At 62.6% G+C, this 12,862-nt stretch carries 10 protein-coding genes; 5 read left to right on the top strand and 5 right to left on the bottom strand.

Features of this window, described 5'->3' with window-relative positions; translation table 11 throughout:
- Nucleotides 1–111 precede the first annotated feature (111 nt).
- The 4 genes from LPW39_RS19745 (at nt 112) to groL (ending at nt 4,304) form a co-directional block, all read left to right on the top strand.
- A complete protein-coding gene (locus LPW39_RS19745) occupies nt 112–1,059 on the top strand; it encodes a hypothetical protein (RefSeq protein ID WP_269075897.1) in 948 nt (315 codons plus the stop codon).
- Between the two features lie 148 nt (nt 1,060–1,207).
- Nucleotides 1,208–1,888: a TetR family transcriptional regulator C-terminal domain-containing protein gene (locus LPW39_RS19750; protein ID WP_230779032.1), complete on the top strand. Its 681-nt coding sequence runs from the start codon at nt 1,208–1,210 to the stop codon at nt 1,886–1,888.
- A gap of 345 nt (nt 1,889–2,233) precedes the next feature.
- A complete protein-coding gene (locus tag LPW39_RS19755) occupies nt 2,234–2,524 on the top strand; it encodes a co-chaperone GroES (RefSeq protein WP_021025779.1) in 291 nt (96 codons plus the stop codon).
- 136 nt (nt 2,525–2,660) lie between these two features.
- Entirely contained in the window at nt 2,661–4,304 is a 1,644-nt protein-coding gene (groL, locus tag LPW39_RS19760; RefSeq protein WP_230779034.1) for a chaperonin GroEL, read from the top strand.
- A gap of 137 nt (nt 4,305–4,441) precedes the next feature.
- Here groL and LPW39_RS19765 read toward each other — a convergent pair whose 3' ends face one another.
- From LPW39_RS19765 to LPW39_RS19785, 5 genes are all read right to left on the bottom strand, one after another.
- The gene (locus LPW39_RS19765; protein ID WP_230779037.1) at nt 4,442–5,698 is read right to left on the bottom strand and encodes a Zn-dependent hydrolase; all 1,257 of its coding nucleotides are present in this window, start codon (nt 5,696–5,698) and stop codon (nt 4,442–4,444) included.
- A 16-nt stretch (nt 5,699–5,714) separates the two neighbouring features.
- Nucleotides 5,715–7,181 (bottom strand): dihydropyrimidinase, encoded by a 1,467-nt coding sequence (hydA, locus tag LPW39_RS19770; protein WP_230779330.1) that lies wholly within the window; start codon nt 7,179–7,181, stop codon nt 5,715–5,717.
- Nucleotides 7,182–7,228: 47 nt separating this feature from the next.
- On the bottom strand, nt 7,229–8,734 hold the full coding sequence (locus LPW39_RS19775; RefSeq protein ID WP_230779040.1) for an NCS1 family nucleobase:cation symporter-1: 1,506 nt from the start codon (nt 8,732–8,734) through the stop codon (nt 7,229–7,231).
- Between the two features lie 139 nt (nt 8,735–8,873).
- Nucleotides 8,874–10,196, bottom strand: coding sequence for an NAD-dependent dihydropyrimidine dehydrogenase subunit PreA (gene preA, locus LPW39_RS19780; protein ID WP_230779043.1), 1,323 nt, complete (start codon nt 10,194–10,196; stop codon nt 8,874–8,876).
- A gap of 43 nt (nt 10,197–10,239) precedes the next feature.
- Nucleotides 10,240–11,601, bottom strand: a complete 1,362-nt coding sequence (locus LPW39_RS19785; protein WP_230779046.1) for an NAD(P)-dependent oxidoreductase — start codon at nt 11,599–11,601, stop codon at nt 10,240–10,242.
- A gap of 694 nt (nt 11,602–12,295) precedes the next feature.
- Between LPW39_RS19785 and LPW39_RS19790 the strand changes: the two genes are divergently transcribed.
- Entirely contained in the window at nt 12,296–12,853 is a 558-nt protein-coding gene (locus LPW39_RS19790; protein WP_230779049.1) for an RNA polymerase sigma factor, read from the top strand.
- Nucleotides 12,854–12,862 lie beyond the last annotated feature (9 nt).

The raw sequence follows: 12,862 nt of genomic DNA on the forward strand, positions 1-12,862 counted from the left end.
ACTATGCCAGTTGCTAGCAGCTGATGCACAATTCAGTTTGCTATCAAAACTTCGTGTCGAATTCAATCAGGCATGAAGTCTGCTTTCTAAATTGACCCGAAGGAGAAGAGCATGGCAACGTCCAAAGCAAGCAAGAAAACTGCTGACACCAAGGCAACTGCCAAGAAGGCAGTTGCAACCAAGGCAGCCGCCCCCAAGGCAGCTGCAAAGCCCAAGGCCGCTGCCAAGCCAGCAGCCACCAAGGCAGCGGCAAAGCCTGCTGCCAAGGCCGTCGCCAAAAAGGCAGCTGCTAAGCCAGCCGCCAAGAAGGCAGTCGCCAAGCCCGCAGCCAAATCCACCGCAGCCGTGAAGAAGGCCGCAGCACCAGCCAAGAAGGCTGCTGCTCCTGCGAAGAAGGCCACCGCTCCAGCCAAGAAGGCTGCGGCTCCTGCGAAGAAGGCTGCTCCAGCTAAGAAGGCTGCAGCTCCCGCCAAGAAGGCTGCTCCAGCTAAGAAGGCCGCAGCTCCTGCCAAGAAGGCTGCTCCAGCTAAGAAGGCCGCAGCTCCTGCCAAGAAGGCTGCTCCAGCTAAGAAGGCTGCAGCTCCTGCCAAGAAGGCTGCTCCAGCTAAGAAGGCTGCAGCTCCTGCCAAGAAGGCCGCTCCAGCTAAGAAGGCTGCAGCTCCTGCCAAGAAGGCCGCTCCAGCTAAGAAGGCTGCAGCTCCTGCCAAGAAGGCCGCTCCAGCTAAGAAGGCTGCAGCTCCTGCCAAGAAGGCCGCTGCTCCAGCTAAGAAGGCTGCCGCTCCTGCCAAGAAGGCTGCTGCTCCAGCTAAGAAGGCTGCCGCTCCTGCCAAGGCTCCAGCGCCCGCCAAGAAGGCAGCTGCTCCTGCCAAGGCCCCTGCTCCTGCCAAGGCCCCTGCTCCAGCAAAGGCTGCAGCTCCTGCCAAGAAGGCTGCACCCGCCAAGAAGGCAACCGCTCCTGCCAAGGCACCATCTGCTGCGCCTGCCGCTGCAGAGCCTGTCAAGACCGTGCTCAGCACCAATGCTGCATGGCCTTTCCCTACCAACAGCCGCCCACAATAAGACTACCAAGCCGGGCAACATGCCCGGGTGCTGCAAGGCACCGCTTGGTCACCAAGGCAACGCAGTGCGTTGCCTTTTTTCTTGTCTGTCGTGCGCCGCTATTCATGTCTGGCTACAAGGCCTCCCAAATGCCAGACAATACGGGCTCATGAACGATGCCCTTCCCACACCGCCAGCCAACGCGCATGCAGCCACTGCCGCGATGGCACGCAAACCCAGTGCTGCCCGCCTGCGCAAGATTGACATGATCCTGAGCTCGGCAGAGCGGCATTTCGCGTTGCTGGGTTTTGAAGGTGCACCACTGGAGCAGATCGCGCAGGACGCCGGCTTCAGCCGCCACAACCTGCTGTACTACTACCCCAGCAAAGAGGCGCTGTACCAGGCCGTGCTGGCCTCGGTGATCGATGACTGGCTGGGCCATATGACGGGCCTGTCCAAGGACGGAGACCCGGCGCAGCAGATCCGCCAGTACATCCGCGAGAAGTTCGAGTTCGCCCGCACCCGCCCCTATGGCAGCCAGCTGTTCACCAAGGAGATGATTGCTGGCGCCCCTTTTGCGGCCTCTGCGGTGCGCGAGCGCATCGCACCGTTGCTGGCGGCCAATGTGGCGGCGTTTGCGCACTGGGCCGAACAAGGCCTGATCGCGCCCGTCAATTTCCAGCATCTGATGTTCAGCATCTGGGCCATCACCCAAGGCTATGTCGACCAGCAAACCCAGTTTGCCTTGCTGCAGGACAAGGCTGCTTTGGACGCTGGCGACTTCGCCCAAGCCGAGGCTTTGCTGGTGCAGATGCTGTCGGCCACGCTCAAGATTGAACTGCCGGATTGAGCACGGGACTGCGCCCCCCGGAACGCCGCAGCGTAACCCATGGTGCAGCGCTTGTCCCCTGCGCTGCATGCTGCACTCGCATGCGAACCTACAAATTTGATAGCAACACCCAAAGCATCCATCAATGCTTGCGCGAATCCCGCGCTGAGGGATCGCGATTCGACAGCACAGCCCGCACGATTTTTTAGCCCCCGCAGTCTTGAACTGTCATCAAATGACCTTATTATTAGCACTCGAAGGGGTAGAGTGCTAAAACCACCGCTTCTCAAACATTTTTGCGTATTTGGCGCGGCATCTGCTGGGCCATCTTTCATCCAACCTGGTATTGAAATTGAAGGAGTTGTTATGAACCTGCGTCCTCTGCACGATCGCGTGATCGTTAAGCGTCTGGAAAACGAAACCAAGACCGCTTCGGGCATCTACATCCCCGACAACGCTGCTGAAAAGCCAGACCAAGGCGAAGTGCTGGCGGTTGGCCCAGGCAAGAAGAACGACAAGGGCGAGTCCATCACCCTGGGCGTGAAGGTCGGCGACCGCGTGCTGTTCGGCAAGTACTCCGGCCAATCGGTCAAGGTGGACGGCAATGAACTGCTGGTCATGAAGGAAGAAGACCTGTTCGCTGTCGTAGAGAAGTAATGCAGTGGCGCTGCTGCGAATGGCTGCAGCGCGCTCGATGCCCTGACCGGGCCAACTCTCCCAGTTTTCATAGCTGCTGACCCTTGCGCAAGACGCGCTCCAGCAGTCCCATTGATTCAGATTTTAGGAGCCAAAAATGGCAGCAAAAGACGTAGTATTCGGCGGTGAAGCACGTGCACGCATGGTTGAAGGCGTGAACATTCTGGCTAACGCCGTCAAGGTGACCCTGGGCCCTAAGGGCCGCAACGTGGTGCTCGAGCGTTCGTTCGGCGCCCCTACCGTGACCAAGGACGGTGTGTCCGTGGCCAAGGAAGTGGAACTCAAGGACAAGCTGCAGAACATGGGCGCCCAGCTCGTGAAGGAAGTGGCTTCCAAGACCAACGACATCGCTGGTGACGGCACCACGACCGCTACCGTGCTGGCCCAAGCCATCGTGCGCGAAGGCTCCAAGTACGTGGCCGCCGGCCTGAACCCGATGGACCTCAAGCGCGGTATCGACAAGGCTGTCGCCGCCCTGGTGGAAGAGCTGAAGAAGCAATCCAAGGCCACCACCACCTCCAAGGAAATCGCCCAAGTCGGTTCGATCTCCGCCAACTCCGATGAATCCGTGGGCAAGATCATTGCTGACGCGATGGACAAGGTCGGCAAGGAAGGCGTGATCACCGTGGAAGAAGGCAAGTCGCTGGACAACGAACTCGACGTCGTTGAAGGCATGCAGTTCGACCGTGGCTACCTGTCGCCCTACTTCATCAACAACCCAGAAAAGCAAGCCGCGATTCTGGACAACCCCTTCGTGCTGCTGTTCGACAAGAAGATCAGCAACATCCGTGACCTGCTGCCTACGCTGGAAGCCGTGGCCAAGGCCGGCCGTCCTCTGCTGATCATTGCAGAAGACGTCGAAGGCGAAGCACTGGCTACCCTGGTGGTCAACACCATCCGTGGCATCCTGAAGGTCGTGGCTGTGAAGGCTCCTGGCTTCGGCGACCGCCGCAAGGCCATGCTGGAAGACATCGCCATCCTGACCGGCGGCAAGGTGATCGCTGAAGAAGTGGGCCTGTCGCTGGAAAAGGTGACCCTGGAAGACCTGGGCCAAGCCCAACGCGTCGAAATCGGCAAGGAAAACACCACCATCATCGACGGTGCTGGCCAAGCTGCTGAAATCGAAGCCCGCGTCAAGCAAATCCGCGCTCAGATCGAAGAAGCCACCTCCGACTACGACCGTGAAAAGCTGCAAGAGCGCGTGGCCAAGCTGGCCGGCGGTGTTGCCGTGATCAAGGTGGGCGCTGCCACCGAAGTCGAAATGAAGGAAAAGAAGGCCCGCGTGGAAGACGCCCTGCACGCTACCCGCGCTGCTGTGGAAGAAGGCATCGTGGCCGGTGGTGGCGTGGCTCTGCTGCGCGCCAAGCAATCCGTGGGCGCCCTGGCTACCGGCAATGCCGAGCAAGACGCTGGTATCAAGCTGGTGATGAAGGCCATCGAAGCGCCTCTGCGCGAAATCGTGTCCAACGCTGGTGGCGAGCCATCGGTGGTGGTGGATGCCGTGCTCAAGGGCAATGGCAACTTCGGCTTCAACGCTGCCAACGACACCTACGGCGACATGCTGGAAATGGGTATCCTGGACCCCACCAAGGTGACCCGCACCGCGCTGCAAAACGCTGCGTCCGTGGCTTCGCTGCTGCTGACCACCGAGTGCATGATTGCTGAAGCCCCCAAGGCTGACGCAGCACCTGCCATGCCCGACATGGGCGGCATGGGTGGTATGGGCGGCATGGGCATGTAATTGCCCCGGCTGTCATAGCGCAGCACCAAGCCTGCAAGCAAGCTTGCGGGCTTGGTGCCAGACACCAAAAAACCCGGCACCGTCAAGGTGGCCGGGTTTTTTATCGTCTCTGGCTCAGCGAGTCCATCCGCACCGACTCAGCGGCAGGCGCGCTCCAGCATCGCATGCAGCAGCACATTGCAGCCTGCGGTGATGTGCTCGGGCTTGGCGTCTTCGATCTCGTTGTGCGAGATGCCATCCTTGCAGGGGATGAAGATCATGCCCGCCGGCGCCAGGCGCGCCATATAGACGGCATCATGGCCCGCGCCGGAGACGGCATCCATGTGGGAATAACCCAGCATCTGCGCGCCGCGCCGCACGGCATCGATGCAATCGGGGTTGAAGGGCTGGGCGGTGTAGCTGGACACCAGGTCGATCTTGATAGGCAGGCCGGTCTCCTGACTGATGCGCGCGGCCACCGCGCGGATGTCCTGGTCCATCGATTCGCAATCGGCATCGGTGGCATTGCGCAGGTCGATGCTGAATTTCACCTCGCCCGGAATCACGTTGCGGCTGTTGGGGTGCACATGCACCATGCCCACCGTGCCGCGCCCGTGCGGCGGATGGCGGTGCGCGCAGGCCACCACCTCCTGCATTACCTGGGTGGCAACCTGCAAGGCATCCTTGCGCAGCGCCATCGGCGTGGGGCCCGCATGCGCTTCCATGCCGGTGACGGTACAGTCATACCAGCGGATGCCGAGCACGCCGGTCACCACGCCAATGGTCTTGTCGTGGTCCTCCAGCACCGGGCCTTGCTCGATATGGGTTTCAAAGTAGTGGCCAATCGGGTGGTCACCTGGTTCCTGCGGGCCGATATAGCCGATGCGCGCCAGCTCGTCCTGCACGCTTTTGCCGTCGGTATCCTTGGCGGCATAGGCATGCTCCAGGCTGAAGGCTTTGGCAAATACGCCCGAGCCCATCATCACCGGCACAAAGCGCGAGCCCTCCTCATTGGTCCAGAAGGCCACCTCGATGGGCGCCTCGGTCTCGATGCCATGGTCATTGAGCGTGCGCACCACCTCGATGCCGGCGAGCACCCCATAGTTGCCATCAAACTTGCCACCCGTCGGCTGCGTATCGATATGGCTGCCAGTCATGATCGGCGGCAGGCTGTTGTTGCGGCCCGGGCGGCGCATAAAGCCATTGCCGATCTTGTCGATGGTGACCGTCATGCCCGCCTCCTTGGCCCAGCGTGTCACCAGGTCGCGGCCCTGGCGGTCCAGGTCGGTCAGGGCCAGGCGGCAGACGCCCCCTTTGGGGGTGGCACCAATCTGGGCCAGCTCCATCAGCGATGCCCAGAGCCGGTCGCCATTGATGCGCAGCTGGCTGGTATCCGTTTTCACTTTTGTGTCCATGCTCAATCTCCTTGTTTCATTGCGCGCGTGCCACGGCCGTGGGCGCCGTCTCTTGCGCACGCTTTTGCACCGCCTGGAAGTTGGGGCCAAAAGCCGGGCGCTTGAAATACTGGCCAGCGCCCTTCTCGGCCCGCAGGTCGCCATTGGCATATACCAGCCGGCCTCGGCTGATGGTGTGGCTGGGCAGGCCCGTCACCTGCCGGCCTTCAAAGATGTTGAAGTCGCCCTTGGAATGCTGGGTCTTGGCAGACAAGGTCTTGGTGGCCTTGGGGTCCCAGAGCACCACATCGGCATCGGCGCCCACACCGATAAAGCCCTTGCGCGGGTAGACATTGAAGAGCTTGGCCGTGTTGGCCGAGGTGATCGCGACAAACTCGCTGGGCGTCAGGCGCCCGGTGTTCACCCCGGCATCCCAGACCACGGCCATGCGTTCTTCGACGCCGCCAGTGCCATTGGGCGTCTTGGCAAAATTGTCCTTGCCCACCGCCTTTTGCTCGGCGCAGAAGGTGCAGTGGTCCGTCGCCGTGGTGTGCAGGAGCCCGGCCTGCAGGCCGCGCCACAGTGCCTCCTGGTGTTCCTTGGGGCGGAACGGCGGGCTCATCACATAGGCGGCGGCGGTGGCGTAGTCCGGATGGCGGTAGACGCTGTCGTCAATCGTCAAATGGCCGGCCAGCACTTCGCCGTAAACACGCTGGCCCCTCGCCCGGGCACGCGCAATGGCGTCGGCCGCCTCAATGCAGCTCACGTGTACCACATAGATGGGCACGCCCAGCACATCGGCAATCGCAATGGCGCGGTTGGCGGCCTCGGCCTCCACCATCGGCGGGCGTGACAGCGGATGCCCTTCTGGGCCAGTGATGCCCATGCGCGCCACCTCCTGCTGCAGCAGGTAGACCAGCTCGCCGTTCTCGGCATGCACGGTGGGCATGGCGCCCAGCTCCAGCGCGCGCCGGAAGCTGTTCACCAGGGTTTCGTCGTCACACATGATGGCGTTCTTGTAGGCCATGAAGTGCTTGAAGCTGTTGATGCCCTCGTCGCGCACCAGCCGGCCCATGTCCTCGCGCACCTGGTCGCTCCACCAGGTCACCGCCACATGGAAGGAGTAGTCCGCCGCCGACTTCTCGGCCCAGCCGCGCCACTTGCGGTAGGCCTCCATCAGCGGCTCCTGCGGCGCAGGAATCACAAAGTCGATGATGCTGGTGGTGCCACCGGCCAGGCCGGCGGCGGTGCCCGTGAAGAAGTCGTCAGCCGTGACCGTGCCCATGAAGGGCAGCTGCATATGGGTGTGCGGATCGATGCCGCCGGGCATCACATACTGGCCGCTGGCATCCAGCGTTTCGGTACCGGCCGGCGCCTGGGCCGCAGCGCCCTCACCGACGGCCACGATCTTTCCGTCCACCAGCAGCACATCGGCGCGCTCTTCGCGGTCCGCATTCACGACGGTACCACCACGGATCAGAAGGGGGTGGCTGGATGTGCTCATCATGTCTCTCCTTTGCGTTCAGGTCACAAAATCGGCCGCTACTGCGCTCAAGCGCGCCGCAGCATGGCCTGCGAAGCCGCCACATGGCTGGCCATGCCGATGCGGTACACCACACCGGCAATGAACAGGCCAATGAACCAGGCATAGGCATACAGGTCTTTGAAGATCACGCCCACATCGGGGAAGCTGGCAGGAAACGCGGCATTGAGAAAGCCCGGAATATTGGGCGCCACGCCGCAGACAAACGCGGCCACGGCCACCCAATTCCAGCCGCCGGAATAGCTGTACTTGCCGCCCTCGCGGTAGAGCTCTTCCACATCCAGCTGGGTGCGGCGAATCAGGAAATAGTCGACCATCAGGATGCCGGCGATCGGGCCCAGCAGCGCCGAGTAGCCGATCAGCCAGGTGAAGATGTAGCCCTGGGTGGACTCCAGAATCTTCCAGGGCATCATCAGGATCGCAATCGCCACGGTGATGTAGCCGCCCGTGCGGTAGCTGATGCGCTTGGGGTTCAGCGCAGAGAAGTCATAGGCCGGCCCCACCAGGTTGGCAGCCAGATTGACGCTCACCGTATCCACCAGCAGCACGATGAGGGCGATGAGCACCGCTGCGCCCGTCATGCGCGCCGCCACATCCACCGGATCCCACAGCGCCTTGCCATAGATGACGACGGTGGCCGAGGTGACGATCACCGCCAAGGCCGCGAGCAGGCCCATGGGCACCGGCAGGCCAATCGCCTGGCCCACCATTTGGTCCCGTTGCGAGCGGGCAAAGCGGGTGAAGTCGGGAATGTTCAGCGCCAGGGTCGCCCAAAAGCCAATCATGGCCGTGAGCGACGGCCAGAAGGTGCCCCAGAACTGGCCCGCCTTGGCTTCGCCTGCCGCAAAGGCCGACGGTTTGCTCAAGATCGGGCCAAAGCCGCCCGCCTTGTCATACACCCACCACAGCAGCACAAAGCAGATCACGATCTTGGCCGGTGCCGTATAGGTCTCGAGCTTGCGGATGGATTCGATGCCATGCACCACAAAATAGAACTGGATGGCCCAGAACACCAGGAAGCAGACGAGCTGCGCAATGTTGATGCCCAGCCACGAGATCTTCTCGCTCTCCAGCGGATGGCCCAGGATCACCCCGAGCAAGGTATAGATCATCAGGCCGCCGAACCAGGTCTGGATGCCATACCAGCCGCAGGCCACCAGCGCGCGCAGCACCGCAGGCAGCTTGGCGCCCCGGGTGCCGAAGGAGGCACGGGCCAGCACCGCATACGGGATGCCGTACTTGGCGCCCGCATGCCCGATCAGCAGCATCGGCACCAGCACAATCAGGTTGGCCAGAAACACCGTCATCACCGCCTGGAACGCCGACATGCCGCCCTCCACCAGGCTCGCCGCCAAAGTGTAGGCGGGAATGCACATCACCATGCCTATCCACAACGCCGTGAAGTGGTACCAGGTCCACGTTCGCTGTGATGCTTGCGTGGGTGCGAGGTCGTCGTTCCAAAGGCCACCGGCTTCACTGCCAGTGGCACCTCCTGCTTGCGCGTCATGGGACATTGCTCACTCCTTGAGTGGTGTTATCGAGAGGTTCTAAGCGTCCAAATCCAAATCCGAATCCAAAGTCTTGCGTTCCATCCTGTAGCCAGGTTCAATCATGCAAAAAGCGCGCCATCCCGGTTGATGGCGCGCTTGCGATTCAGGGTGATATCTGCGCGGCCACCCTGGATGGGTTGTTGGGGTGGGTGGTCCAGTTGGCGTACTCGCCGGTGACGGTCTTGCCGGTGCGCGCGTCCACCTCGCCGGGCTGCAGGCTGCGCATCACAATCGTGTCGGGCACCGGGCAGATGGAGACGCAGAGGTTGCAGCCCACGCATTCGGCCTCGTTCACCTCAAAGCGGCGCTCACCGGCATCGCCCTTCTGGTAGAAGATGGCCTGGTGCGAAGTGTCTTCGCAGACCACATGGCAGCGGCCGCACTGGATGCAACTGTCCTGGTTGATCACCGCCTTGTCGATGTGGTTGAGGTTCAGGTCCTTCCAGTCCTTGACGGTGGGCACCGCGCGGCCCTGAAAGTCGTCGATGGTCTGGAACCCATGCGCATCCATGTAGTTCGACAGGCCGTCGCACATGTCCTGCACGATCTTGAAGCCATACACCATCGCGGCGGTGCAGACCTGCACCGTGCCGCAGCCCAGCGCAATGTATTCGGCGGCATCCCGCCAAGTGGTGATGCCGCCAATACCCGAAATCGGCAGGCCCGCAGTCTGCGGATCGCGGGCGATCTCGGCCACCATGTTCTGCGCAATCGGCTTGACCGCCGGGCCGCAGTAGCCGCCGTGCGAGCCCTTGCCATCGGTACTGGGGTGCATCACCAGGGTGTCCAGGTTCACGCCCATGACGGAGTTGATCGTGTTGATCAGCGACACCGCATCGGCGCCGCCGGCCTTGGCGGCACGTGCCGGAAAGCGCACATCGGTGATGTTGGGCGTGAGCTTGACGATCACCGGCAGGCGGCTGTAGTGCTTGCACCATTCGGTGACCATCTGGATGTACTCGGGCACCTGGCCCACCGCAGCGCCCATGCCGCGCTCGCTCATGCCGTGCGGGCAGCCAAAGTTCAGCTCTATGCCATCGGCACCAGTGTCTTCCACCATCGGCAGGATGCGCTTCCAGCTCTTCTCCACACAGGGCACCATCAGCGAGGCAATCAGCGCCCGGTCCGGCCAGGCCCGCTTCACGCGGGTCATCTCGTCCAGGTTGATCTGCAGGGGCCGGTCGGTGATCAGCTCGATGTTGTTCAGACCCATGACGCGCCGGTCCTGCGACATCAAGGTGGAGTAGCGCGGCCCGTTAACGTTGACCACATGCGGGTCCTCGCCCAGGGTCTTCCAAACCACACCGCCCCAGCCTGCTTCGAAGGCGCGGGTGACATTGATTTCCTTGTCGGTCGGCGGCGCAGAGGCCAGCCAGAAGGGGTTGGGACTGCGGATGCCCAGAAAATTGCTGCGAATATCGGCCATGGCGATTCCTTGGTTCGGTGAATGGAGGGCGGGGGCTGTGCCGTCAGGCGCTGACGCCCACTTCGCGCATCAACATGCGGTGCATCGCGGCTGCGGCGCGCTTGCCGTGCTCCACGGCTTCCACCGTCAGGTCACGCCCGCCCCAGCGGCAGTCCCCGCCCGCCCACACCCGCTCCAGGCTGGTCTGGCCGTCTTCGTCCGTCGCAATCCGCCCTGCCTTGAGGGCAATGCGCGCACCGGCCGGCTCGGCGATATAGCTCTGGCCAATGGCCTTGAGCACCATGTCGGCCGCCAGCACCGTGGTCTCGCCAGTGGTTTGCAGCTTGCCATCCACCTGCTGGGTGCCGGCCAGGCGGATGCCGCTGACGGCACCGTTGTCCACCAGCAGCTCCTGCGGCGCTTCCCACAGCCGGATCGTCACCCCATGGGTCTGCGCCCATTGCTGCTCCACGGCAGAGGCTGACATCGCATCCTGGCCGCGCCGGTACACAATGCTGACCTCTTCGGCGCCCAGCAAGCGCGCCTGCACGGCGGCATCCACGGCCGTCATGCCGCCGCCAATCACCACCACGCGCCGGCCTACCGGCACCGTGGATTTGTCGGAAGCCTGGCGGATATCGGCAATGAAATCGACCGCATTGCGCAGGCCCTGCGCGCTGGGCTCAGCGATGCCCAGGTCATTGACTCCTGCCAGGCCCAGGCCCAGAAACACCGCATCATGGCTGGCCAGCAGGCTGTCGATGGTGAAGTCGCGGCCCAGGCGCTGGTTGTTGCGCGGGGCAATGCCACCCACGGACAGCAGCCAGTCAATTTCCTTCTGCGCAAAATCGTCAGTGGTCTTGTAGCTGGCCAGGCCATACTCGTTCAGGCCGCCCAATTTAGGCTTGGCATCAAGCAGGCTGACATCATGGCCCTGCAAGGCCAGCAGGTGGGCACAGGCCAGCCCGGCAGGGCCGGCGCCCACAACGGCCACTTTCTTGCCCGTTGGCTCGGCACGCTTGAACAGCGGCGCGCCGCCAGCAGCCATGAAGCGGTCGGTGGCATAGCGCTGCAGCGCGCCAATCTCCACCGGCTTGTCCTCATTGGTGTTGCGCACGCAGGCCTGCTCGCAGAGCACCTCGGTAGGGCACACCCGGGCGCACATGCCGCCCAGCGGGTTCGATTCGAGAATGGTCTTGGCAGCACCCCGGATGTTGTCCTGCGCAATGCGGGCAATAAAGCTGGGGACATCAATGCTGGTGGGGCAAGCCGTCGCGCAGGGCGCGTCGTAGCAGTAATAACAGCGCTCGGCTTCGATCGATGCCTGCGCCCATGTCAGCGGCGGGTGCGCATCCGAGAAATTTTCAGCATATTGGTCCGCGCCAAGCCGTCCTGCGCGCACACCGCATCCCTTGGGTCCATTCATGGCTCATCCTCCTCGACTGGGTTACCAGCGCGAGTGCGAACGGCTCCTTGAGCATGCCGCCTGCGACCGCGCCACTGCATCTACAACCGGGTGCGGTAAATGGCATTGCTGTGCAAGGCATTCACCGCCAAAGCTGCACCAACCAGGGAGGGTTCATCAGGCCCTCATCGTGGGTGTTTTATCCAAGCTGCGCTGCTGTTTTCGCAACGCTTATGAACCCATTAAAAGCCTGAATAAAATTTTACGCACTGGTAAAAACACTAGGCTAAGAGAATTAATGAATAGCTCATGCCATGCATGGAACGGCGACGCTGCACGCTCCGCTGGTGCGATTTTTGCGTCCTCAAAAGGCACAGGAAAAACAGCCAGCGATGGTGTCGCAGGCCGCATGCGGTGGAGGTTTGAAGCGGTGTTGCAGCATCGGTGGCTGCGCGCTGGAAAGCCACAATGGCCGGCATAGGCGGAGCAGGATTTGACTCTGAGGCTGCTGCTAGCAGGCCTGATGGCGCCGAAGAATGCGCGGCCCTGGGCGCTGCGGCTCGGCAAGAAGCGGTTAACGGCATTGCCCTAGGTTGCGGCGCAATCAGCGATAATGATAACAATTCCCATTTGCGTGTGTAGCAAGCTTGCGTCCCCGAACGCGAGGACAGCGTCCACCGGTTGCGAAGATCCCTTCTCTCTTTTTGGCCGCCTGGTGTTTGAGCGCTACTACCGCGAATTGCTGAACTTTCTGTCCCGATCCGTGCATGACCGTGATACGGCTGCCGATCTGGCGCAGGAGAGCTACGCCCGTGTGCTGGCGGCCCAGCAGACCGGGCAGGCGGTGCAAGACCCGCGCGCCCTGCTCTACCGCACCGCACGCAACCTGGTGATCGACCAGCACCGGCGCAGCAGCCTTCGTGCCGAGCTGGAGACGGCGCCGCCATCGGCAGGCGATGCGCCGGCGCTGGAGCACCTGCCCGGCCCACGCAGCCTGGAGCCCGAGACCATCCTCGCCTCCCGCGAAGGCCTGGCGGCCCTGGTCGCCACCATCGACCAATTGCCGCCGCGCTGCCGCGAAGCCTTTATGCTCTACAAGTTCGACGGCCTGAGCTATGCCCAGATCGCCGAGCAGATGGGCATCTCCCCGCGCACCGTCGAGATGCAGCTGCAAATCGCGATGGAGGCCTGCTGGCGTTGCCAGGACCGGCTCGATGGTGTGGCCCCGTCTGCCCCGCATCGGCGGTCCCGCAGCAAACGCGCGCTGCCATGAGCGGCCCAG

This window comes from Comamonas koreensis, from assembly GCF_021026195.1.
GTDB lineage: Bacteria > Pseudomonadota > Gammaproteobacteria > Burkholderiales > Burkholderiaceae_C > Comamonas > Comamonas koreensis.